The organism is Aureitalea sp. L0-47 (assembly GCF_026126405.1).
Lineage (GTDB): Bacteria > Bacteroidota > Bacteroidia > Flavobacteriales > Flavobacteriaceae > Pukyongia.
Window position 1 is genome coordinate 618,179 of sequence record NZ_JAFMTQ010000001.1, and the last position, 24,952, is coordinate 643,130.

Consider the following 24,952-nt stretch of genomic DNA (forward strand, 5'->3'; position numbering starts at 1 on the left):
ATAAATAGGTTTACGCCCTTGAATCTCGAAAATTTAACCTAAATACCTATGAAGAAGCTAATTGCATTCGCTGCGATAATTGCCTTTCTATACAGTTGTAACTCCGGAGACAGAGGAGAACTTGTAGGAGCGAAAGGCAAGAAATGGTATCCTCAAAAACCTTACGGAATGACGCTTATCCCAGGTGGTGCTTTCATTATGGGTAAGTCGGATGACGATTTCGTAGCTGTTAACGATGCCCCGACCAAAACCGTTACCGTACGTTCCTTTTACATGGACGAGACGGAAATCACAAATTCAGAGTACAGACAATTCGTAGAATGGGTACGTGACTCCACGGTGCGCCTTAAATTAGCTATTTTGGCTGATGAGGTGGGTGCAACACCAGGTGATGGTGGTATCGGAGAGTTTGCCTTTGTCGACCAGGAGAACGAAGAAATGACGCCTTACGAACAGTATATGTACGATAACTACTATGGCTTTGGGGAGGATTTCTACGCAGGTAGAAAGATCAACCGTGACGTAGATATTATCTGGGATACTTCGGAATATCCGGATGAGTACTATTCAGAAGTAATGGATACTATGTATATCCCTTCGGAAGAAGCTTATAACGGACAGCGCACCATTGATGTGAGCAAGCTGAAGTTCCAGTATACATATATGGACATTCAGGCTGCTGCAAGAGCAAAAGATCAAAGAAGAAAAGACTTTATTAAGAAAGAAGAGATCAATATCTATCCGGATACTACCGTTTGGATCAAAGATTTCAACTATTCATATAACGAGCCTATGCACAATGATTATTTCTGGCATCAGGCTTATGGAGATTATCCTGTAGTAGGAGTGAACTGGAAGCAGGCAAAAGCCTTTTGCGCCTGGAGAACTCTTTACAAGAATTCATACCAGAAATCACGTAGACGTAATTTCGTAAACTCCTTCCGTCTTCCTGGCGAAGCTGAGTGGGAATACGCTGCACGTGGTGGTCTGGAATCGGCTACTTTCCCATGGGGAGGGCCTTATGCTAAGAACGACAGGGGATGTTTCCTTGCGAACTTTAAGCCGCTTCGTGGTGATTATGCTGCGGACCAGGCTCTTTATACCGTAGAAGCAGATGCGTACGAACCAAACGATTACAACCTGTACAATATGGCGGGTAATGTTTCCGAGTGGGTCGCTTCCTCTTACGATCCTGCATCTTACAACTACACTTCAACTATGAATCCTAATGTTAACGATGACGAGAACATGCGTAAAGTGGTTCGCGGTGGATCCTGGAAGGATGTTGCATACTTCCTTCAGGTGAGTACCCGTGACTACGAATACGCAGACTCAGCTCGTAGCTATATCGGTTTTCGAACCGTACAGGATTACATGGGTACTGATGTAGTTTTGAACCAAAACTTCGGAGACGCTCGCTAAGTTGGGGCTAAATCCGTGCTATCAAAACATTTAACTTAACTTAACTTTAACTATAGTATTATGGCACAGTCTAAATCATCTAAAAAACTGTTTAACATGGCCTACGGGCTGGGTGCTTCTATTGTAATCTTGGGAGCGCTATTTAAAATTCTTCACTGGGAAATAGGTCCCCTTAACGGTGGACTATTACTAGCCATCGGTCTTATCACTGAGGCGATTATTTTCGCAATCTCAGCTTTCGAACCGGTAGAAGACGACCTCGATTGGTCACTTGTATATCCTGAATTGGCAGGAGGAAAAATGAAAGGAAAAGATAAAAAAGAGCAGCCTCAAGACGCTGAAGGTCTACTTTCTAAGAAACTAGACGAAATGCTGAAAGGTGCGAAAATCGATTCTGAATTGATGAGTAGCCTTGGAGACAGTATCCGTTCTTTTGAAGGAGCTGCCAAGAGTATGGCCCCTACCGCCGAAGCTATGAATTCAACTAAAAAGTATAGCGAAGAAATGGCACTTGCTGCCGCTCAAATGGAATCATTGAACAGCCTTTACAAAGTTCAGGTAGAATCTACCAGCCGTCAGGCCGAAGTGAACGAAAGAGTTGTTGAGAACGCAGAGCAACTAAAAGCTCAAATGGAGCACCTTGCTACAAACCTGTCTTCATTGAACGGTGTGTACGGTGGTATGCTTACAGCAATGGGAGGAAGAAACTAAGGTTTTCCAAACCAATTATTAATCTTTAACCGATTTAAAAATGGCACAAGGAAAACTATCCCCCCGGCAAAAGATGATTAACCTGATGTATCTGGTTTTCATCGCGATGCTTGCGCTAAATATGTCCAAAGAGGTATTATCTGCCTTCGGACTGCTAGACAAGAAGATCGAGGAGAGTAATGTTGCTACAACAGCCAGAAACTCAGCCTTTATGGAGAGCCTGGCAACTAAGGCAACTGATGCTCCCGAACAATACGCTGCTCTAAAATCTAAAGCCGATGAGGTGACCGCCGCATCTGCAGAGCTTGACAGCTATCTTGAGGACCTCAAGAATCAAATGATGGAAACTATTCCTGCGGATGACAGAACCGACTATGAAGTTCAGGACAAGCCTGACTTCCTAGACAGACGTTTCTTCCAGGGAAGTAACCTAAAAGCTGAAGGTCAGGAATTCATTGATAAAATCGATAATTATCGCGAACGAATGATTGCGATTCTTGGAGATTCTTTATATCCGGATGTAAGACAATCAATCGAGACAAACTTCTCAACTGCCCCTGAGACAAACCGCGATGGTAAGAAGATTGATTGGATCAACTACAACTTTGAAGGATTCCCGTTAATTGCTTCTAAAACGAAGCTAACACAGATCCAGGCAGATATCAAGACGACGAAGAGCGAATTACTTGGTAAGATGCTATCCGGTGTACAAACCGAAGCATTGGCACTAAAGAACTACGAGTCGTTTATGACAGTTAAGAAAACCGCATTCTATCCGGGTGAAACCTTTGATGGTTCTATCATCCTTGGACGTGTGGATCCAAATACAGTTCCGAAAAGAGAAGAACTAACTCTTGACGGACGTAAACTGGAAAGAGATAAAGACTATACCATACAGGGTGGACGTATCATTCTTAAAGTAGGAGCCGGTAGTCCTGGTGACCACAAAATTGAAGGTACATTATACTATGGTGAAGAAGGTGATGAGACAGAAGTTCCTGTAGAAACAGGCTTCGCTACTATCTCTAAGCCAAATGCAGCGGTTATCTCTGCAGATAAAATGAATGTTGTATATCGCGGTGTTGAAAACCCAATGACGGTTTCCATTCCAGGTATCCCAGATAATAAAGTAAGTGCATCCGGAACAGGTCTATCCAAAGTTTCAGGAAGTAAGTACGTAATGCGTCCTGGTGGTGGCCGTGAGGTTGCTATCAACGCAAGAGGTACTTTGCCCGATGGCCAGTCCGTTAATACAACGTCTACCTTCCGTATCAAAGATATTCCTCGTCCAACGGGTACTATCCGTGGTGAGGATGGAAACGGAGGTTGTGTTCGTATGCAACGTCAGGGTCTTGAGATCGCTAGTGTAGGTGCTATTCTGCCTGATTTCGATTTCGATATTAACCTGAACGTTACCGGATTCAAATTCAAAGTGTCTGGACAACCAACCGTAGTAGTATCTGGTAGAAAAATGAACACTCAGGCAAAGAGCGCTCTTAGAAGAGCGAAAAGAGGTGAGACCGTTCAGATATTTGACGTAACTGCAAATATTGCAAATAACTCAGGGTATAAACTGAAGAAGATCTCTCCGGTTTGTATCGAGTTGACAAACTAAGAAGATTAAAAATTAGAATATGAGCTTTAAGAATGTTGTTTTATGTGGTTTAGGCCTTATGTTGGGTAGCGCTTCTGCAAATGCGCAGTTGAACGTGCTCAATGCCAAAAACCCAGAAGACATGGGTAAGAAGACGGAAGCGCAGATTGCCTATGACAATGACGAGCCACTGCCTTACGGGTATACGGACGAGCGTGATGTTTTGTGGTCAAGAGCAGTTTGGGAGATCATCGACCTTGATGAGCGAGTGAACTTCCCTCTGTACTATCCTATAGACACAAACAACATTGGTCCCGAACGTCGTTCGTTATACGATGTGCTTGTTAAGAACATCAAGAATGGTAACATCGATCACGTGTATGCCGATTCCTATTTTACTGAAAAGCGTACTTTGAAAGATATCGAAGCATCATTAGTGTATAGTGATACAACCGATTTTGGTATCGATCAATTTAATGCGGAAGGTACAGTGGATGAAGAATACATTCGTAAGTTTTCTCTTGATGCAGGCGATGTGGAAGAATGGAGAGTACGCGGACTTTGGTACCTTGACAAGCGTCAGGGTGAATTAAAGTACCGTCTACTTGGTATTTGTCCCGTTGCTAATGAAGCACGTTCTAAAGCTTTTCCAGACGATAACATCGATAGTAAAGTAGAACTTTTCTGGGTATGGTTCCCTGGTGCGCGTGAAGCACTTCACAACGCCAAGGCCTTTAACAGAAGGAATACTTCACAACCGATCTCCTTCGATCATTTACTGAATTCGCGTCGTTTCAACGGACTTATCTACAAGCAGGATAATGTTCAGGGAGACCGCTCTGTTAATGATTACATTAACGATAACGCGTTGATGCAATTACTGGAGTCGGATCGAATTAAAGAACAAATCAGAAATATCGAGATTGATTTGTGGAACTATTAATTTAGTTCAAAATTTACATTTATAGGTATTTTGACCCTCCGTAGATCGAGCTGCGGAGGGTTTTTTCTGCAGTCTCAGAAGCCTTGTGCGAAGGAGACTCTTCCTTCTTTAAATCTCAAATTTCAAATTTCAATTCTCAAATAAGCTCCAAACACCAAACTTCCGACTTTCTACTTTCGACTCTTACAACGAGATATTAGTATCACTCCGTTCTTTGTATCGCCCCGCTCCTTGAATCTTAGATTGGTTGACTATGATTACCGAACATCCGACACCGGACGGAGAAATCGTTGATTCAACTTCTGACTTCCGACTTCTGACTTCTGACTTCCGACTTCCGACTTTTCCCTATCTTTATTACAATCAATAACACAGATTGAAAAAGGTAGACTATATAATCGTCGGACTCGGTATTGCAGGTATTTCGGTCTGCGAGCAGTTAGAAGCCAGGGGTAAGTACTTTGTTGTTTACGATAGTGGCAAGAATACAGCTACGTCTGTGGCCGGTGGTGTTGTGAACCCAGTAGTACTCAAACGGTTCAACCCTGCATGGAAAGCCGAATCTTTTTACGAGAAAGCCAGGCCGTTTTATTCGGTATTGGAGCGCAAACTAAATGTGTCATTGGTTTCAGATATTAGGGTTCGACGCATCTTTAATTCGGCAGAAGAGCAGAACGATTGGTTCGTAGCCGGTGATTCTCCTGTTCTTGAGTCCTTTCTATCTTCAGAAATAATTCAGAATACAAACATTTCCATCATCGCTAAACATGGAATGGGAGAAGTACTGAATTCATTCAGGATCGATACCGATCTTCTTTTAAAGACTTACCGGGAATACCTTGAACGAAAGGGTTGTTTGGTTTCAGATGAATTTGAACATAGCAGTATAGTGACCGAAAATGGCGGATTTGAACTCAACGGATATTCAGCGAATCGAATCATTTTTTCTGAAGGCGCCGCCGTCATTAGGAATCCGTTTTTCACTATGGATTGTCTCATCCCTAAAAAAGGGGAATATTTGTTTATTAGGGCGCCAAAACTCAAATGCGAATCCATTCTGAAAGGGCCTTTTTTCATGATCCCTCTGAAGGACGATGTCTACCAGGTTGGGGCTACCTTTGCCCACGGGGATTTCTCATTTGAGACTAGTTCCGAAGGGAAACAAAAAATGCTAGGAGCCATTGCGAAAATGATTAGTTGTGATTTTGAGGTAGTCGATCAAATAGCAGGCATGCGACCCACTGTGAAGGACAGGAGGCCAATCCTTGGATCGATTGAGAACAACAATATGTACTTCCTGAATGGCTTGGGTACACGCGGATTGCTCATGGCGCCGCTGTTATCTGAATGGTTATTTGAACATATTGATACCGGAGATCCACTTCCAAAGGAAGTAGAAGTTCAACGATTCCTGAACTAAGCTGCTTTCTCGCTATCGTATTTGAAGAAGAGATTGATCCATATATTCCTCGAAAGTCTTAGGATCACTGGAAGCAATACAATTTGCACCCCGGCTATTGCCAGGAATGTGTTTAGCCTGCCCAGATCCAATAGAAAGAATGCAATAACGAAAGTAGCAACGGCAATGGCTACCCCAACTGCATAGCTCACATACATGGAGCCGTAGAAAAAAGATGGTTCTATCTTAAATTTGGTATCGCAATGCGGACAGCGTTCAGGCATCTTCAAGGTTGAAGAAAAAGAATAGGGGTTTTTGCTGGTATAAAGGTTTCCCGTATGACAAACCGGGCATTTACCCTTTATAATACTATATAATTTCGTTCCCTTCATTCATTTTTTTTCTGAAACAAAATTAAGCATCTTTGCACAATTCGATTGTTACAATTGTTACAAAATGATCAACGTCCATAACTTGTCGGTATCCTTCCAGGGAGATTACCTTTTTGAAGGCATCACCTTTCAGCTTACCCCCGGTGACCGTATAGGACTCGTGGGAAAGAATGGAGCCGGAAAATCTACGCTACTACGCATACTGGCCGGGGAACAGGAATACGACGAAGGTCAGATTGCAACCGACAAAGAGGTCAGCGTTGGTTTCTTAAAACAGGACATCGATTTTGTGAAGGGCAGAACTGTGCTTGACGAGGCCTATGAAGCTTTTACCGAGTTAAAGGAACTCGAGAAGCGATTGGAAGTGATCACCCATGAAATGGCCGAGCGCACCGATTATGAAAGTGAGGCCTATCACCAGTTGATGGTGGATATGAACGAGATTCAGCATCAGTACGAGATCCATGGTGGATATAATTACCAGGGAGATACAGAACGAATTTTGAAAGGGCTGGGATTTGTTCGGAAAGACTTTGATATGCCAACCGACACATTTTCTGGCGGATGGCGCATGAGAATTGAGCTGGCTAAATTATTGCTTCAAAACAACGATGTTCTGCTACTGGATGAGCCCACGAATCACCTGGACATCGAATCGATATTGTGGTTAGAGGAATTTTTAAAGAACTACTCCGGGGTAGTGATGCTGGTTTCACACGACCGAATGTTCCTGGATAACATCACCAACAGGACCATCGAGATCTCACTGGGGAGGATTTACGATTACAATAAGCCGTATTCAAACTACCTGGCACTGAGAGCTGAGTTGCGTGAACAGCAACTGGCTACCCAGAAGAATCAACAGAAACAGATCGAGCAAACCGAAAAACTTATCGAAAAGTTCCGAGCTAAAGCCAGTAAGGCGACTATGGCCCAGTCCCTCATCAAGAAACTGGACCGCATGGACCGCATTGAAGTAGATGAGGATGATAATTCTGTGATGAGCGTTCGCTTTCCGGTTTCAGTAACACCCGGGAAAGTAGTACTGGAGGCGGATAATATCTCTAAGAGCTATGGTGATAATCATGTGTTATCAGGCATCCACCTTTTTGTCGAGCGGGGAAGTAAGATTGCTTTTGTTGGTCAGAATGGCCAGGGAAAATCCACTCTCGCAAAGATACTGGTTGGCGATATTGAACACCAAGGATCCATGAAAGCAGGCCATAATGTGCAGCTTGGTTATTTTGCCCAGAACCAGGTGGATTATCTGGATGGTAGTAAAACCGTAGAGGATACCATGCTGGATGCGGCAGATGAAAAGACCCGGCCTCGAGTTCGGGATATATTAGGAGCATTTTTATTCCGTGGGGATGATGTACATAAATACGTTCGGGTGCTATCGGGTGGAGAACGCAACCGACTCGCTCTCGCAAAGCTTTTACTTCAGCCTTTCAACGTATTGGTAATGGACGAACCCACCAATCACCTTGATATGAAGTCCAAGAACGTCCTCAAAGACGCTTTAAAGCAGTTTGAAGGTACGTTGATACTTGTTTCTCACGACCGTGAATTCCTGCAGGGGTTGAGCAACAAGGTGTATGAGTTCAAAGATCGGAAGATCAAAGAATACCTGGGTGATATCGATTTCTTCCTGGAGCAGCGTAATTTGTTGAATCTCAGGGAGGCTGAAAAGCGTTCCGAAGAGAACGTTCAGAAAAAAGAAAAGATCTCAGGTGGGAAACAAGACTACGAACAACAAAAAAAGCGAAAGTCCCTTCAGAATAAATTGAGTAAGGTGGAGAGTAACATCAACATGCTGGAAAGGGAGATAAAGGAGATCGATGTGGAATTGCAGATAAATTACGAGCAGACCATCGCTCAACCGAATTTCTTTGATGAATACCAGGCAAAGAAGGAAAAGTTGAATTCACTACTGGAAGAGTGGGAAACCCTATCGGAAACCCTGGAGGAATACTCTTGAATTTATGACTTTTTTAACTGTACCGACTAGCGCATAGTTATAGCTTTGTGGATAAATAGCAAGCTAACCCACAACCGCATGCGTAAAACTATACTTTCGATCCTAGGGATTGTATTTATCATTGCATCCTTTTTCCTTGCCAGATTAATAATAAACAGCAACCAACGCAAGAGACCGGCTCCTGAGAAAATTGTGAAGACCGTCTTTGTTGACACGGTGGTGAACAGCACGGTTCCGATCACAATTAAAGCCAATGGTAATCTTGTGGCGAAACGACGCGTGGAATTGTATTCTGAAGTTCAAGGGGTCCTCTTACAGGGTTCCAAGTTATTCAGGGCGGGGCAGAAATATCGAAAAGGTGAGGCTTTGCTTCGTATGAATAGTGCCGAGTTCAATGCTAGTGTGGTCTCTCAAAGGAGCGGGCTCTACAACCAAATCGCCTCCATCATGCCGGATCTCAAACTTGATTATCCCGAAGCTTTCGAGCATTGGCAACGATACCTGGATGCCTTCGATGTAAATAGAACACTTCCTCCGCTGCCTGAATTCTCTTCGGAAAAGGAAAAATATTTCATTAACGGCAGGAATATAGTTACTACCTATTACAACATTAAAAACCTGGAACAGCGCCTGGTGAAGTTCCGTATTTCGGCGCCCTTCGATGGAATTCTTACCGAAGCATTAGTCACCGAAGGTTCTTTGGTACGTTCAGGACAAAAACTGGGTGAATATATCGACACCAATGTTTATGAGCTGGCCGTGGCAGTAAGCAAAACCTACGCCAATTTACTGGAGCTAGGAAAACAAGTAACCCTAAGCAGTATCGACGGTGAAAAAGAATATACCGGAATAGTGAGCCGAATCAATGGGAATGTAGATGTGAATTCACAAACTATAGACGCCTTTATCGAGGTGAGCGATCCCTTGTTACGAGAAGGAATGTACCTGGAAGCTCTATTGGAGGCGAGGGAAGAACCGGATGCGTTTTCCATGAATCGAAGCCTGTTGCAGGCTGATAATTTTGTGTTCGTGGTGAAGGATACATTACTCGATCGCTTAAAGGTTCGGCCTGTGTTCTTTTCCGAAGAAACCGTGGTGCTTAAGGATATACCCGATGGAACGGTAATTCTTAACCGCACAGTTCCCGGAGCATACGAAGGTATGTTAGTGAAAATATTCAAGGAATCCAGTGAAACCACTAAGCCTGAAGGATCAGAATGAGAAAGATAATTTCATACTTCATAAAGTATCATGTTGCGGTAAATGTGATCGTTCTGGCATTCTTTGTTCTGGGAATAGCCGGAGCTTTATCGTTAAAATCTTCCTTCTTCCCGTTAGTTGATTCCAAGAATATCAGTATAAATATCGTATATCCCGGAGCCTCTCCCCAGGAGATCGAGGAAGGGATCGTGCTTAAGATCGAAGACAACCTCAAAGGTCTGAAGGGTATCGACAGAGTGACTTCGGTATCCAGGGAGAACAGCGGAACAATTAATGTCGAGATCGAAAAGGGCGAGGATATTGATTTTATGCTCCTCGAAGTGAAGAATGCCGTTGACAGGGTGCCGACATTTCCTACGGGCATGGAGCCCTTGATCGTAGCTAAGCAGGAGGCGATCCGGCAAACGATAGAGTTTACCATTAGTGGTGAGAACATTCCGCTGGCAACCTTAAAACAGATCGGTAGACAGGTGGAGAACGACCTTCGGGCCATTCCGGGTATTAGTCAGATCGGGATTAATGGCTATCCGGATGAGGAGATTGAGATCGCTGTAAATGAAAACAGTTTGCTTGCCTACGACCTTACTTTTGCTGAAGTGTCGCAGGCAGTCAGCCGGGCGAATATCTTAACCACCGGCGGAACCATTAAGACCGCAGAAGAAGAATACCTGATACGCGCTAATAACCGGTCTTACTACGGTGATGAGCTTTCGAATATCATTGTTAGGGCGACGAATACCGGGCAGACTGTCCGACTCAAAGATGTCGCTATTATTCGGGATAGGTTTTCAGAGACTCCGAATGCGAATTATTTCAACGGAGATCTCTCGGTGAACATTGTGATCACAAGTACTAACAATGAGGACCTGATTACTTCAGCACAAAGTGTGAAGGATTACATGGAGGACTTCAATGCCAAGTACAACAATGTTCAGTTAAATGTTGTAAGCGATTCCTCCAAGACACTTACGCAGCGTACAAGATTACTCGCGGAGAATGCATTTGCCGGGATTGTCCTGGTACTTTTCTTTCTTTCATTATTTCTGAATTCAAGACTGGCGTTCTGGGTAGCCTTTGGTCTGATAGTAGCCTTTCTTGGAATGTTCATGTTCGCACCCTATTTCAATGTTACTATTAACGTGCTTTCCCTGTTCGGGATGATCATTGTGATCGGTATACTGGTGGATGACGGAATTGTTATTGCCGAAAATATCTACCAGCACTACGAAAAAGGGAAGTCGCCAATTCAGGCTGCCATCGATGGTACCCTGGAAGTAATGCCTCCTATTGTTTCCGCGATCATTACAACCCTCATTGCCTTTGGAATATTTCTGTTCCTGGATGGTAGGATAGGGGATTTCTTCGGGGAGGTTTCTGTGGTTGTGATCCTCACATTGTCGATTTCCCTGGTTGAAGCACTCATAATTTTACCGGCTCACCTGGCGCACTCCAAGGCACTTCATAAGCAGACCAAGCCCAAAACGCAAATTGCGAAACTGTTCAGCAAGCTCAGACAGGTGAACGCTTTTGGAGATCGAATTATGCGCTATATGCGTGAGAAATGGTACGGACCAGCACTGAAGTTCACCCTGAAGTATAAGCTACTTACTTTTTCCTTCTTCGTGATGGCCCTGGTGCTCACTTTCGGAAGTATCGGAGGAGGGATCGTTCGAACATCATTCTTTCCACAGATCGCCAGCGACCGGGTTTCAGTAACCCTTGCAATGCCTAACGGGACTAATGAGTTTGTAACAGACAGTATCATTTCCTTTATCGAACAAAAGGCCTGGGAAGTTAACGAGGAACTCACGGAAGAATATATTGAGGGAGAAGACAAGATGCTTGTTGAGAATATCATCAAAATTGTTGGCCCGGGTTCCTCCAATGCGAGTCTCAATATTAACCTGCTTCCCGGTGAAGAGCGCCCGGATGAGGTTACCTCAAATGTTGTATCATCACGGCTCCGTGAGAAGGTAGGACCTGTATTTGGTGCCGAAACACTCATCTTTGGAAGTGGAGGTAATTTTGGTGGCCGGCCGGTATCGGTTTCGCTACTGGGTAATAACATAGCCGAACTCAAGGCAGCCAAGGACGAATTGAAACGAGAAATGGTAAGCAATCCGCAACTTAAGGATGTTACCGACAATGATCCGGCAGGGATCAAGGAAATCAGGCTGGAACTAAAAGAGAACGCCTATTTACTCGGACTCAACCTTCGTGATGTGATGGCTGAGGTGCGATCGGCATTTTTCGGGGTGCAGGCGCAACGTTTTCAACGAGGACAGGATGAGATAAGGGTGTGGGTTCGGTATGACCGTCCGAATCGCTCTTCCATCAAGAGCCTGGACAATATGAGAATCACCACTCCTGCCGGTTCGCGTATTCCTTTGAACGAGATTGCCGAATACTCAATCGAGAGGGGTGATGTGGCTATCAACCACCTGGAGGGTAGGCGAGAGATACAGATCTCTGCCGACCTGAAGGACCCGCAGAATGACAGTTCAACAGAGATCATGAATGATATCCGCACTGTGGTGATGCCTGAGATCCTTTCAAAGTACCCGACGGTGAGCCCGTCGTTTGAAGGGCAGAACCGGGAAGCAGGTAAACTAACAAGTAGTTTGAAGCCTGTAGGGTTAACCGCCTTACTATTGATCTACATCGTGATCGCCTTTACATTCCGAAGCTATTCTCAGCCACTGCTCTTAATATTATTGGTGCCGTTTAGCCTAACCGCAGTATCCTGGGGACATTGGTTCCACGGGTTCCCAATCAACATACTCTCCATGTTAGGTATTATTGCCCTCATTGGTATTATGGTGAACGATGGTTTGGTACTCATAGGTAAATTCAACATAAACCTAAGAGAAGGTATGAGTTTTGACGATGCCATTTACGCGGCGGGTAAGTCAAGGTTTAGGGCTATTTTCCTGACCTCGCTTACAACTATTGCAGGTTTAACTCCATTGATCTTCGAGAAGAGCCGACAAGCACAGTTCCTGAAACCAATGGCCATTTCCATTGCCTACGGTATTGGTTTTGCCACATTATTGACGTTGTTAATGCTACCCTTATTTTTATCTGTAAACAACAACCTAAAGGTGAATGTAAAGTGGTTGATCACTGGTAAAAAAGTAAGTAAAGAGGAAGTTGAAAGGGCTATTATGGAACAGAAGGAAGAAGAAACCTATGGCTCTGATAAGGATGATAGGATAGAAACGAATTCAAAAGAGGCCTCATGAGAAAGTTCCTGTTTTATATAGTGGCTGTGATCCTGATGTTCAGTGGACGTTCCTTCGGGCAGGAGGATATGGTTGAATTACTCGATAAGGAAGATGCAATTGCCTTGATGCTGGAAAATAACTTCTCGGTTCAAATTGCCAGGAACAATGTAAATATTGCCGAAAACAATGCCGGGATACTGAATTCGGGTTACCTGCCAACACTCTTCGGACTAGCCGGTGGGAATTATGATAATACGACATCGACCACCGACTTTAACGGTGCGCTGGACAATCAAGGAAATCCTCGGCCTGATATCACAATAGAAGATGCGGAAACAAGAGCCTTGAATGCGAGTATTAACCTGGACTACACCCTCTTTGATGGTCTTGGCAGATTATACAACTATAAATCCCTGAAAGAACAGTATCAGTTATCCGAGCTCCAGGCCCGACAAACCATAGAGGAAACAGCGGTTCAATTGCTCGTAGTCTATTACGATGTTGCCAGGTTGAAGGAAAATGTGGCTGTGCTTGAGACTGCGCTTGAGATCAGTAAGGAAAGAGAAGTAAGGGCGCAATATCAATTCGATTATGGCCAGGTGAGGAAGCTGGATCTCTTAAATGCCAGGGTAGATGTGAATACGGATAGTATCAACTTACTCAACGCCCGACAACAATTGTTGAACGCAAAACGCGATCTGAACCTATTGCTGAACAGGGACCTGGAAACTACGTTTAGGGTAGATACTACTGTTACTTTCGTGAACGAGCTGGAGTTGGAGTCCTATGTTGCTTCGGTAGAAGAAAACAATGTGCGATTGCTGCAGGCGGAAAAGAACCTTGAGATCACTGACTATACGTTAAAGCGAAACAGAGGCCTCTTGTTACCAACGGTTGGGCTTTCGGGTAGTTATGGCTGGAATCGTTCCGAAAACCCCGCTTCGGCTTTCTTTCCCGGTACAATTCGGACTTCAGCATCGTTGAATGTTGGTTTGAATTTACGGTGGAATTTATTCGATGGAGGTAATGCCTACACCACTATACGTAATTCAAAGATCGCCATTGAAAACCAGGAGCTGGTAAAGTCACAGTTCCAGCAGGAAGTGTACAGGGATCTTGCCAATGCAAAGGGAGATTACGATAATGCTTTATATATCTATGGCTTACAGGAACAGAATGTTCTTACGAACAAAGACAATTTTGAACGATCCAGGGAACAATTGAAGTTGGGGCAGATCTCAAGCCTGGAATTCAGGCAGGCTCAGATCAATCTCTTGAATGCTCAGACCACTCGGAACGCGGCTAAGTACAACGCTAAAGCTGCCGAGGCACGTTTACTACAACTGGTAGGACAGTTACTTAATGTACCTTTCTAACTTACAATGGAAGAACACTATTTTCAATGTCCGTATTGCTGGGAGGAGATCTCCATGCTTTTGGACCCTTCTGAGTCTCAGACCTATGTAGAAGATTGCGAGGTGTGTTGTAATCCCATCGAACTTCGAGTAACCTTCGAAAATGGAATGCTTATTGCTTTTGAAGCCGTGAGCATTGAGCAATAAATCTAAAGTTGGTTTTGTGTAAAGTATAATTATTGTATCTTTGCCGTCCACATCGCGGGGTAGAGCAGTAGGTAGCTCGTCGGGCTCATAACCCGAAGGTCGTTGGTTCGAGTCCAACCCCCGCTACTAGGAAATCCGGTTTCAACAGAAACCGGATTTTTTATTTCAGTAAATATGGAATGGATTTCAGAATTTTTCTGAAATAAAAAATCCAGCGTTGCGTAGCAACGAGGATTTCCTTGTAATGCTCCCCCAATTCTGGACCATTTTACATTCCGAAGGAATGTGAAATGAATCCAACTGTTATAGAATACTATGTTACATGCCCGCGCGGCAGTCTGGCCCGTTCGCTAAAAGTGTTTACTGGACACTTTTTTTACGCTCCGTCCTCTTGTTAAGCTCCCCCAATTCTGGACCATTTTGCATTCCGAAGGAATGTGAAATGAATCCAACTGCTAAAGAATGCTATGTAACAGGCCTACGCGGCAGTCTGGCCCGTTCGCTAAAAGTGTCCACTGGACACTTTTTTTGCGCTCCGTCCTCTTGTAAAGCTCCCCCAATTCTGGACCATTTTGCATTCCGAAGGAATGTGAAATGAATCCAACTGCTAAAGAATGCTATGTAACAGGCCAACGCGGCAGTCTGGCCCGTTCGCTAAAAGTGTCCACTGGACACTTTTTTTGCGCTCCGTCCTCTTGTAAAGCTCCCCCTACTTTGGACCATTTTGCATTCCGCAGGAATGTGAAATGAATCCAACTGTTATTGCGATAATTCGATTTCACTATAACCGCAAATTTAACTGAATACATATTCAGAAAACAAATACGCGATCACTACAGCCAGAATAATTGAGACAGTAAATAGTATGATCTCACGATTTCTGCGCTTCCTGGATTTGAGCCTGAGCTCCTTTTTAAGATGATGCATCATATCGGGATGGGCTCCCTCATCTTCTATGCGGTCTCCTTTTTTAGATCTTAGGAATTTAAACGACCGCGGGCCTTCCTTCTTCCTTCGGCGAAGGTCCTTCATGCGCTCGTTGTGCGCTTTTAATCGTCCATATGATCCGTCAATAGGCATATCATCCCTATTAGTACAATTTAATCTTCTTTAGTTACCGAATAGAGAATGATATCCTTAACAATAGCAAATGGCAGTTTTCCTTCTTCTGAATTGTACGCGCCACCCGTAAAAACAGCCACCATATTAAATTCCTCGAAGATCATGATATATTGTCCGCCGTTCCCAGTGGCCACAGTGGCTGTGGTTTGTATGTTGTGCAATCGAAAGGGAATTCTCCACCACTGATAACCGTAGTCCATGCCTGTGATCTGTGTTTGTGCCGCAGTTGATTCCTCGATCCACTGTTCTGAAACTATTTGCTGGTCACCCCAAGCACCCTTGTTAAGAATCAATTGTCCAATCTTCCCCATATCCCTTGGCGTCATATACAATCGTTTGGAAGAAGGGATCACTTCTTTTTTCGAGGTATGCCCCCAGCTGAGGTTTGCTATTCCCATAGGTTCAAACAAGTACTTCGCTCCAAATTCATCGATAGACATCCCTGATGCCTGGCTAACGATTTCGGCCATTAGTATGGTGCCCATGGAACAGTAGTTAGCTACCGTCCCGGGATCGTTCACCATTGGCAGGTTGAGCGTGAACTGGATCCAGTCTTTCTTTCGATAAACCTTGTCTTCCTGTCCGGCCGAACTTTGATCCCAATCGTTGCAATCGAGTCCGGTAGACATGGTGATGAGGTGCCTGATCGTGATTTCTTCCTTCCTGGGATCCAAATTCTTCTTTGCCTTGTGCGTTTTCAGGTATTTTGAAATAGGATCGTCTATACTTTCGATATACCCTTTGTCCAAAGCAATTCCCAGGAGCAGGGATCGAACGCTTTTTGTTGCAGAACGCAGGTCATGCTGGGTATTACGATCATGATCGTTGAAATACTCTTCAAGTAGCAATGTGCCGTCTTTAATAAGCAGGAAGCTGTGCATTTTGTGAGGCGCGGGTCGCAGTTGATTGAACAACATATGAAATCGTGTAGTATCGATCGCCTTTGATTCGAGGCTGGCTGTTTTCCATCCGTCCTCTAAAGTCTTCGGAACCTGATATTGATATGGATCTTGTGCTATGACCCGGGAAAGGGAACAAACAATCAAGGTAAGTACCAGAAAATATCTTGTCTTCATAGTGATCACTTCGGATTTAAAAAGGTGTTTTCCGAAGATACAATTATCCTGAGATATGTTGATTATACCATCTGAAATAGGAGGCGAAAACTGACCCATAAACCATCCTTATAAGAAAATAAAACGAAAGAATTACCATCCGGAGTTTCTCCCGTATCTTTGTAGTACTTTCGAGAAGGCACAAAAATTTAAAACTACATAACATGGAAAATAATAAACCGCAAGGTCGTGTTTACGACATAAACAGTGACGCTAGCAAATGTCCATTTCTAGGAGGACAGATGAAAGAATCTGCCGGTGGAGGAACATCCAACCGGGACTGGTGGCCAAACCAGATCAACCTTAATATTCTACGTCAGCATTCCGAATTGGTAAATCCAATGGGTGATGATTTCGACTACGCTGAAGAATTCAAATCGCTCGACCTGGCTGCGGTTAAGCAGGATCTGTATGATCTTATGACCGACTCCCAGGATTGGTGGCCTGCCGACTATGGCCACTACGGACCATTCTTTATCCGTATGGCTTGGCACAGTGCAGGAACCTATCGTATCCAGGACGGTCGTGGAGGAGCAGGTTCAGGAACCCAGCGATTCGCTCCATTGAATAGCTGGCCTGATAACGGTAACCTTGATAAAGCACGTCTTTTACTTTGGCCGGTAAAGAAAAAATATGGAAAGAAACTTTCCTGGGCAGACCTTATGGTACTCGCCGGGAACTGCGCCATTGAATCCATGGGTGGAAAGACTTTTGGTTTTGCCGGTGGACGAGAGGATGTATGGCAACCTGAAGAAGATATCTACTGGGGTTCGGAAACCGAATGGCTGGGAGATAAGCGATATACCGGAGACAGGGAATTAGAAAATCCTCTTGGAGCAGTTCAAATGGGATTGATCTATGTAAACCCTGAAGGACCGAACGGAAATCCCGATCCATTGAAATCGGCTATTGATATCCGTGAAACTTTCGGAAGAATGGCAATGAACGATTATGAAACCGTGGCTCTAGTAGCTGGCGGACATACCTTCGGAAAGGCGCACGGAGCGGCAGACCCGGACAAGTATGTAGGTAGAGAGCCTGCCGGAGCTGGTATCGAGGAGCAAAGCCTCGGGTGGAAGAACACTTTCGGAACCGGTGTGCTGGATGATGCTATTACCAGTGGAATTGAAGGTGCATGGACACCAAACCCAATAAAATGGGACAACGATTATTTTGAAGTTCTTTTGAACTACGACTGGGAATTAACAAAGAGTCCCGCCGGCGCACACCAATGGACGCCAACTGCTGATTCTAATGCACGTATGGCACCAAGAGCCGGAGATGCTTCCAAGACTCAGGCTTTAATGATGACCACAGCCGATATGGCCTTGAAAATGGATCCTATCTACGAGCCAATTTCCCGACATTTCTATGAAAACCCGGACGAGTTTGCCGATGCATTCGCTCGCGCCTGGTTTAAGCTTACTCACAGGGACATGGGACCAATTCAACGTTACCTGGGACCTGAAGTGCCACAGGAAGAATTGATCTGGCAAGACCCAATTCCTGAAGTAGATCACGAACTTGTAAATGATGCGGATATTGCCGCACTCAAGGCTAATATCCTGGCATCCGGACTTACAGTTTCCCAATTGGTATCGACTGCATGGGCTTCGGCCTCTACGTTCCGTGGATCGGATATGAGAGGTGGTGCTGATGGTGGTAGAATTAGATTGGAACCTCAGAAGAACTGGGAAGTGAATAATCCTGCACAGCTTGCTGAAGTTTTGGATACTTTGGGAAAAATTCAGGATGAATTCAACATTAACAATTCACCAAAGAAAATTTCTATGGCCGATCTAATCGTTCTTGGAGGATGTGCAGGTGTGGAGCAGGCAGCTAAGAATGCCGGACATGAGGTTACAGTTCCTTTTAACCCCGGACGTATGGATGCCTCTCAGGAGAAAACAGATGTGGAATCTTTCGCGGCCCTTGAACCTATGGCGGATGGCTTCAGAAACTATGTAAAGACACCATACCTTGCTTCTACTGAAGATATGCTGGTAGACCGTGCTCAGCTGCTTACTCTTTCGGCGCCCGAGATGACCGTTCTTTACGGTGGACTAAGAGTGTTAGGGACAAACTATGATAACTCTAAGCATGGAGTATTCACTAATAGACAAGGAAGTTTAACGAACGACTATTTTACAAATCTTCTTGACTTCGGAATAACCTGGAGTGCGGTTAACGACAACCAGGAGGCATTCGAAGGGCGCGACCGCAAGACAGGAGATGTAAAGTGGACCGGTAGCCGAACAGATCTGATCTTTGGTTCGAATACGGAACTCAGAGGTATCGCGGAAGTATATGCTTGTGACGATGCAAAAGAGCGTTTCGTGAATGATTTTATGACGGCATGGGACAAGGTCATGAACCTTGATCGATTTTAGATGATTTAAGTATTTAGTGTTTAATTGAGAGCGAAGGCGGGTCTTAGGATCTGCCTTCTTTGTTTAATAAAAATGAAAAATGTTAAACAAAAATAAAAACTAATGATTTAACGAATACATCCGCCTACATTTGTAAGGCTATGAAATTGAAGGCAAAACAGGTCTTGCTCATATCCAGACCCAGATTTTGGATGTACGTTCTTGGTACTTTCCTGGTTGGGATGATCGCGTCGGGTAACCCGTTTGGATATGACGAATCTACGGTGCTGTTACTTGTAGCTTTCGGGCTGTTCTTCTCGCTGCCTGCCAACTTGCTCATTTACGGGGTAAACGATATTTACGACTACGACACGGATATCCACAACGATAAAAAAACAAAATACGAGCAGTTACTGCCGCCGGTAACCCACAAACGGCTCTGGTTGATCATTGCGTTGATCTGCCTACCTTTTATTCCTCTGCTGTTTATAGTGAATAAGGCGACCTTGTTAACCGTTGTGATATTCGTCTTTACAGGATTGTTTTATTCGGCACCGCCTATCAGGGCGAAAAGTAAACCACCACTGGATCTGCTCTTCTCTGCGATCATCTATGTTTCACCTGCGTTAATCGGTTATTTTGCTACCGGAAGGTCAAACCTTGAATGGCTCGCCGTAATAGGAGGGCTACTATGGGCCTTTGGAATGCAGACTTATTCGGCAGTTCCTGATATTGAGGCAGACAGGAAAGCAGGTGTTGAAACCCTTGCTACTTATTTAGGGGAACGAAAAGCTCTTTGGTTTTGTCTTGTGGCCTTTCTTCTGTCGGCGATGATCGGTGTCTTCTATGTTGGCTTCATCGCTGCTATTCTGGGAATCATTTACCTTTCTATGATACTTTTGTCATTGTTCAACAGAACGAAGCTTTTCAACTATTACACTTATTTCCCCGTGATTAATGTACTCGCAGGGGGAATATTGTTCTTCTACCTTTTCTTTTTAATGGTGCTTTAAGACCGGGAAATCGATTTCAAAGGATGTGGGTCCTTGATCCCTGTAATTCTTTTGTATACCAATTCCGCAGATATTAGACAGATGGGCATTCCTATTCCCGGACTCGTACCGGCGCCCACATAATATAGATTTTTCACCTTTTTACTTTGATTGCGAGGTCTGCGAACCGTTTGCTTCAGCGTGTGAGCCAATCCAAGTGCAGTTCCTTTGTATGCGTTGTAATCTCTTCGGAAGTCATCACCCCAGAAATCACGTTCGGTAACGATATAATCTTCAATATCGGGCAATTCCAGATCGACCTTCATCATGTCGAGTATCTTTTGTCGGTAGTTCGTCATGTCGGCTTCCGAAAGATTCAATCCTGGGGGAATTGGGACAAGAACAAACAAATTGTCTGTACCCGGAGGTGCTAATTCCGGATCGGTTTCTGTGGGTTTGCATATGTAGTAGCTTGGATCTTCCGGAAGTCTGGGTTGATCGAATAGCTCGGTGAAATTCTGCTTCCAGTCTGCGCCAAACCGTAGGTTATGATGACTTAAGAGTTCTATCTTCCTGTCCATACCCAAATACATGATGAAGGCGCTTGGACTAAGCTCAACCTTATCCCAGTAGGGTTGCGGATAGGTCTGGAACGGCTTGTCCAGTAGTTGGGTTTCAGTAAACCACAGATCGGCGTTCGATATAACTTTGTCTGCCTTGATTCTAGTTCCGTTTTCAAGGGTCACACCAACAGCCCTTTTCCCTTCAACATCGATTGCTTTAACCGGAGCGTTACGAATAAATTGAGTTCCGTGTTTTTCGTTAATACGCACTAACGCTTTAACGATCTCATAAATACCACCCTTGGGATAATAGACTCCCATCTCGAAATCGATGAAGTTCATGATGTTATACATGGCCGGTGTTTTGGCGGGATCGGAGCCCAGGAAGACGAGAGTGTATTCCAGGATCTTTTTCAGTCGGTCACTTGTGAACCATTTGTTCAGGTAGGATTCCATGGTTTGGAAAGGATTAAGTTCGATGCCCTTCTTAATGAGTTTCCAACTCAGAAAATCCATAGAAAATCCCAGGTTGCGAAACATGAAATTATGTTTTGCCATGGCGTATTGTTCTCCGGAACGTCTGAGGTATTCCTTCAGTTTCGGACTTACACCTGGCTCAAGTTTTTCAAACAGAGGGAGGTCTTTTTCCAGGTCGGAATGGATATCGACCACGGGAAGTTCTTTGTCGTTCGAAAAGAATACCCGGTAGGAGGGAGAGAGTTTCACAAGATCCAGATGATCCGATATGTTTTCATCCAGCAGCGAAAAATAATGTTCAAAAACATCGGGCATGAGGTACCATGATGGCCCCATGTCGAAGGTGTAGCCGTCTTTTTCGAAGATATTTGCGCGACCACCGAGGGTGTCGTTCTTTTCAATGACAGTTACCTTGTGACCGGACTTCGCAAGTAAGGCGGCGGCTCCTAATCCTCCGATACCGGAACCAATGATTAGCACATGGTCTTTCTTTTTCATATTCAAAAATAACCCAGTGCTTTGAGGCAATCAATTATTTAAGAATGATTTATGATAGTAGGGATTAGCTGATTTTCAGTTAGGAGGCGGCGATTAATTTTCTTAGGAGGGAGATTTGTCCCAGGTGATAATAGGAGTGTTCGATAAGCCCTTCGATATTTCTTCGGATGGTGCCGTATTTTGGGTCGGCGAATACCTGGTTTAAGTCGGTATCGCTCATTCTGTCGACCTTCTCCGCGAACTTTTCAGCATTATCCTTCAGCTCCAATCGCAGCCCATTCCAGTCTTCTTCCGAAGTAATAGGAGACATGTCAAAACTATAGCTATCACTTATATCCAGGGTTCCGCCGTTAAGAAATTTAAGCACCCCTCCCAGGTAGTAATTCACATGGAAGGTAAGGGCAGCTATGGAATTTAACTGTTCGACCTTTCTGCAGGCCTCTTCCATGCTTAGACCTGAGAGTGCCTTGGTGTAATTGGAATTTGCTATCCAGGTACCGTCGAGGAATACTTCCCGAATTCGTTTAGCGAGTTGTTTCCCGGTTTCCATGGTTAAATATAATTAAAGAACAGCTCAATTCTCGAACCGAAGAGAAAACAAATTAATGCTACTTTGAGATAGAGGAGGTAACGTATCCGGCACCTGGCTGGTCTGCATACTGGAAGCTGTTATTCCGGATCCTCGTTAATGGGAGAGATCATTATATGCGCTCTATGAGTCCCCGGATTCATGATCCACGGATGATTTGGAGCAATTGGTTTCTCTGGAAGCCCTGTGGACTCTGAAGTTGCGAACGGCAGATAGACCACATACCGGTATTTGGCACCTGCCACCACGGAAGTTTCAGGGTTATAAACTGTCTGAGAACCAAAATAGATATGCAAGGTAGACCCTGGTTTCCCCATGTCGAGCTTTCCAGCTTTAGCTTCTTCTTCCCGAATATTGAACACTTCACCTCCGGACTTTCCTTCTTTTCTCAATTCTCTTCCCCTCGCCATGAATGGTTCCAGGTCTTTGTGATAACAAGCTGCGTTGAAACCTTGTTTATTAGGATCGTCCGCAATGCAAATGAACTCATTGGTTCCCTCTTTCAAGGTCACGAATTCACCTGCATCGTTATATCCCAGGACAGTGCAGTTCGCTCTATCTTCCTCCGGTGCCGCCATGAGGGCGGTAGCGATTCGTGCTTCTTCAGAATCGATCTCTACGAATCCTTCAGGGATTTCCGGAGTTTTTACTTCGCTGGTCTCTTTTTCCGGAGTTTCGGACACGGTTTCGTTTTTTTCCGAAGGAGAATTGCAGGCCATAAAAAGGCCAATTATAAATAGTGCTGCTATATTTCTGCTCATGGTTGAGAAGTTTTGGTGATATTGCTAATGGTTTAATTTTAAGATATTAAATTGATTTCAGACAGGAAAGAGCTTTGCTGTTTTTTTGCTTCGGAAGAAATCGTCTTATCGGTATTTTTCTACAAACCTTTGAAGTAATTGATTTGCATGAGGAGTCTCAACCCCCCTGAAGTTATCGATCAATTCGTCTGCTTTTTCAGGAGGGAAATACCCGTGATTCTTATAGATCCTTATTCGAATTACAAATTCATTGGCGTTTGCCTCAGGATGGAACTGGGTGGCGTAGATATTGTTCTTTAGGCGGAACATCTGAACGGGGCATTGCTTTGATGATGCAAGTAAGACCGCATTTTCAGGGACTTGGTCGCATGCTTCTTTATGTCCAACCAGGACTCCAAATTCTTTTGGCAGACCCTTGAGGAGGTCATCGTGCTGTGCTTCTTCAGTGAGAGTGATGGGGACAATCCCAACGTCTTCAGCATATTTGCCTGAAATTGTAGTGCCACAGTATCTTCCCAGGAGTCCGTTACCCGAACAGGCCCCGAGGAAAGGAAAGTCGGCAGGGACTACTTGGTCAAATAACCTGTGAAAGAAGGATTCTACCTCCAGTTGTACGTCACTTTTAGAATCTCTGGGAATACTTACATCAAAGGGGCTGCCACCGGCAATGATCGCGCAGTAGTTAGACAGATCAATGTTGGTATGCGACTCCTGTTCAACACGAATACGATATGCTCTTTCCCTATCTATATTACCTACCTTCAGGATTGACTCAAATTCGCTGTCGGCCGCCTCATCTTCAGGTCGTAATTGCAGGACAAGAAACTTCTTCATTGGCTTATGGGGTAATTTGAATTGGAAACATAGGATTCGCTACTTCTTTATTTTACGAATAGAATACATAAATACTACTTCCGCTAAGCAGTAATGAAAGTTACGAAAAAGGCATTTCACGATGGTATTTCTAGTGGAATTCTTTTCGACTGATCCCTGAATGATCTAAGGTTAGACTATCTTGGTTGAATTAATCCAAAGTAGCCATTGTATCCTGCTCAAATTTATTGTGAATTAGCATTATTAGGTAGCCGAATAACACCGCCAGGATTATTAATCCGTTATTTACTAGTCCTTCAGCGGAGAAAGATATTTTGATCAGGATAGTAGAGATCACAAATCCCGAATTTCGAATAATCTTGTGAAACTTGTCCGAATAAAAAAAGGATGCCAACAACAAAAGGACATCAACGATAATTAAAATGGTGAAGAATTCGTCGAAGAAGATATTGTTGATATTATTAAAAGTCTCAATTCCATTTTTACTTTCATCAAATGCGGCTGCGGCCCAATTGTAGAATGTGACCATTGCCAGTACAATTAGAACAGGCACCAGCACCGCAGCAATACTCCTTTTAAGGTTTATGAATTTTTGAATCTTATGTTTTCTTTCCGGAGTATTTGGAGTGGCGAGGTCTGTTTTTTTGGCAAGATGTTTATAAAAGAAATAGATCAGTAAAAACAGTATAAGAGACGTTCCTACGTCGTACATGAATTTCAAATCACTTGAGCTTTGAAACCAATTTGATGTGAGTTCGAGATTGGCAATGTCCTTGAAGATCCTGCGTATCAATATTAACGTAATGATTTCGTACTGTTTCCCAATGTAAGATGAAATCGATTTGGGAAGAAAGAAAATCAACAGGAATACTTCGTAAACTAATATGAATGAGAAAGGTGTGTATATTGCCGCTATGGGATCTTTCAGAAGCTTGGACTCGATATGGATTATATCGTAGTTAGCAAGTAGGATGAGAAGCAGGTGTACTATATAACTAATGATCGCTATCATTAGAATAATCCGTTCACTCCTCGTTTTTGTTTTTTCCGAAAGTAGTTTACCAACCATAATATGTAAAAATTGCGATTTCATTTTATCAATAATGATGTACGTTATGGTTGCGGTTGTTGATACCTAAGCAATTTGCTTTCTGAAATAATTCTTCCAGGGTTGGATTCTGAC

General features: G+C 43.9%; 20 protein-coding genes and 1 tRNA gene. 13 read left to right on the forward strand and 8 right to left on the reverse strand.

Annotated features, from left to right (window positions below; translation table 11 throughout):
• The first annotated feature begins 48 nt into the window (after positions 1–48).
• The 5 genes from gldK to J1N09_RS02745 all read left to right on the forward strand — a co-directional run bounded on the left by gldK (position 49) and on the right by J1N09_RS02745 (position 6,090).
• Positions 49–1,422, forward strand: a complete 1,374-nt coding sequence (gene gldK, locus J1N09_RS02725) for a gliding motility lipoprotein GldK (protein WP_265197944.1) — start codon at positions 49–51, stop codon at positions 1,420–1,422.
• Between the two features lie 60 nt (positions 1,423–1,482).
• On the forward strand, positions 1,483–2,133 hold the full coding sequence (gene gldL / locus J1N09_RS02730; RefSeq protein WP_265197945.1) for a gliding motility protein GldL: 651 nt from the start codon (positions 1,483–1,485) through the stop codon (positions 2,131–2,133).
• Between the two features lie 40 nt (positions 2,134–2,173).
• Positions 2,174–3,748 (forward strand): gliding motility protein GldM, encoded by a 1,575-nt coding sequence (gldM, locus tag J1N09_RS02735; RefSeq protein ID WP_265197946.1) that lies wholly within the window; start codon positions 2,174–2,176, stop codon positions 3,746–3,748.
• A gap of 19 nt (positions 3,749–3,767) precedes the next feature.
• Positions 3,768–4,670: a gliding motility protein GldN gene (gene gldN / locus J1N09_RS02740; protein ID WP_265197947.1), complete on the forward strand. Its 903-nt coding sequence runs from the start codon at positions 3,768–3,770 to the stop codon at positions 4,668–4,670.
• A gap of 376 nt (positions 4,671–5,046) precedes the next feature.
• Positions 5,047–6,090, forward strand: a complete 1,044-nt coding sequence (locus tag J1N09_RS02745) for an NAD(P)/FAD-dependent oxidoreductase (RefSeq protein WP_265197948.1) — start codon at positions 5,047–5,049, stop codon at positions 6,088–6,090.
• Here the strand turns inward: J1N09_RS02745 and J1N09_RS02750 are convergent.
• Entirely contained in the window at positions 6,087–6,461 is a 375-nt protein-coding gene (locus J1N09_RS02750; protein ID WP_265197950.1) for a DUF983 domain-containing protein, read from the reverse strand. The two genes, J1N09_RS02745 and J1N09_RS02750, sit on opposite strands and share 4 nt — an antisense overlap.
• 64 nt (positions 6,462–6,525) lie before the next feature.
• Between J1N09_RS02750 and J1N09_RS02755 the strand changes: the two genes are divergently transcribed.
• The 6 genes from J1N09_RS02755 (at position 6,526) to J1N09_RS02780 (ending at position 14,575) form a co-directional block, all read left to right on the forward strand.
• Positions 6,526–8,442 (forward strand): ABC-F family ATP-binding cassette domain-containing protein, encoded by a 1,917-nt coding sequence (locus J1N09_RS02755; RefSeq protein WP_265197951.1) that lies wholly within the window; start codon positions 6,526–6,528, stop codon positions 8,440–8,442.
• 78 nt (positions 8,443–8,520) lie between these two features.
• On the forward strand, positions 8,521–9,663 hold the full coding sequence (locus tag J1N09_RS02760) for an efflux RND transporter periplasmic adaptor subunit (RefSeq protein ID WP_265197952.1): 1,143 nt from the start codon (positions 8,521–8,523) through the stop codon (positions 9,661–9,663).
• Positions 9,660–12,905 carry an efflux RND transporter permease subunit gene (locus J1N09_RS02765; protein ID WP_265197953.1) on the forward strand — a complete coding sequence of 1,082 codons (3,246 nt, stop codon included), beginning with the start codon at positions 9,660–9,662 and terminating at the stop codon, positions 12,903–12,905. The genes J1N09_RS02760 and J1N09_RS02765 overlap by 4 nt, the downstream gene beginning before the upstream one ends.
• On the forward strand, positions 12,902–14,263 hold the full coding sequence (locus tag J1N09_RS02770) for a TolC family protein (RefSeq protein WP_265197954.1): 1,362 nt from the start codon (positions 12,902–12,904) through the stop codon (positions 14,261–14,263). The genes J1N09_RS02765 and J1N09_RS02770 overlap by 4 nt, the downstream gene beginning before the upstream one ends.
• 6 nt (positions 14,264–14,269) lie before the next feature.
• The gene (locus J1N09_RS02775) at positions 14,270–14,449 is read left to right on the forward strand and encodes a CPXCG motif-containing cysteine-rich protein (protein ID WP_265197956.1); all 180 of its coding nucleotides are present in this window, start codon (positions 14,270–14,272) and stop codon (positions 14,447–14,449) included.
• A 53-nt stretch (positions 14,450–14,502) separates the two neighbouring features.
• Positions 14,503–14,575, forward strand: a tRNA-Met gene (locus J1N09_RS02780).
• 669 nt (positions 14,576–15,244) lie between these two features.
• Here the strand turns inward: J1N09_RS02780 and J1N09_RS02785 are convergent.
• Together J1N09_RS02785 and J1N09_RS02790 are read right to left on the reverse strand one after the other, a co-directional pair.
• The gene (locus J1N09_RS02785; RefSeq protein WP_265197957.1) at positions 15,245–15,529 is read right to left on the reverse strand and encodes a hypothetical protein; all 285 of its coding nucleotides are present in this window, start codon (positions 15,527–15,529) and stop codon (positions 15,245–15,247) included.
• A 20-nt stretch (positions 15,530–15,549) separates the two neighbouring features.
• Entirely contained in the window at positions 15,550–16,746 is a 1,197-nt protein-coding gene (locus J1N09_RS02790) for a serine hydrolase domain-containing protein (protein ID WP_265197958.1), read from the reverse strand.
• Positions 16,747–16,850: 104 nt separating this feature from the next.
• On the opposite strand from J1N09_RS02790, the gene katG reads away from it, so the two are divergent.
• Together katG and J1N09_RS02800 are read left to right on the forward strand one after the other, a co-directional pair.
• Positions 16,851–19,076, forward strand: coding sequence for a catalase/peroxidase HPI (gene katG / locus J1N09_RS02795; protein ID WP_265197960.1), 2,226 nt, complete (start codon positions 16,851–16,853; stop codon positions 19,074–19,076).
• A gap of 140 nt (positions 19,077–19,216) precedes the next feature.
• Complete coding sequence (locus J1N09_RS02800) at positions 19,217–20,068, forward strand: prenyltransferase (RefSeq protein ID WP_265197961.1); 852 nt, start codon at positions 19,217–19,219, stop codon at positions 20,066–20,068.
• Here the strand turns inward: J1N09_RS02800 and J1N09_RS02805 are convergent.
• The 5 genes from J1N09_RS02805 to J1N09_RS02825 form a co-directional block, all read right to left on the reverse strand.
• A complete protein-coding gene (locus tag J1N09_RS02805; protein ID WP_265197962.1) occupies positions 20,065–21,585 on the reverse strand; it encodes a phytoene desaturase family protein in 1,521 nt (506 codons plus the stop codon). The genes J1N09_RS02800 and J1N09_RS02805 overlap by 4 nt on opposite strands.
• Positions 21,586–21,664: 79 nt before the next feature.
• Positions 21,665–22,135 (reverse strand): DinB family protein, encoded by a 471-nt coding sequence (locus tag J1N09_RS02810; RefSeq protein ID WP_265197964.1) that lies wholly within the window; start codon positions 22,133–22,135, stop codon positions 21,665–21,667.
• 119 nt (positions 22,136–22,254) lie between these two features.
• Positions 22,255–22,935, reverse strand: a complete 681-nt coding sequence (locus J1N09_RS02815) for a hypothetical protein (RefSeq protein ID WP_265197966.1) — start codon at positions 22,933–22,935, stop codon at positions 22,255–22,257.
• A 105-nt stretch (positions 22,936–23,040) separates the two neighbouring features.
• Positions 23,041–23,769: a glutamine amidotransferase gene (locus tag J1N09_RS02820; protein WP_265197968.1), complete on the reverse strand. Its 729-nt coding sequence runs from the start codon at positions 23,767–23,769 to the stop codon at positions 23,041–23,043.
• Positions 23,770–23,959: 190 nt separating this feature from the next.
• Positions 23,960–24,862 carry a hypothetical protein gene (locus J1N09_RS02825; protein ID WP_265197969.1) on the reverse strand — a complete coding sequence of 301 codons (903 nt, stop codon included), beginning with the start codon at positions 24,860–24,862 and terminating at the stop codon, positions 23,960–23,962.
• Positions 24,863–24,952 lie beyond the last annotated feature (90 nt).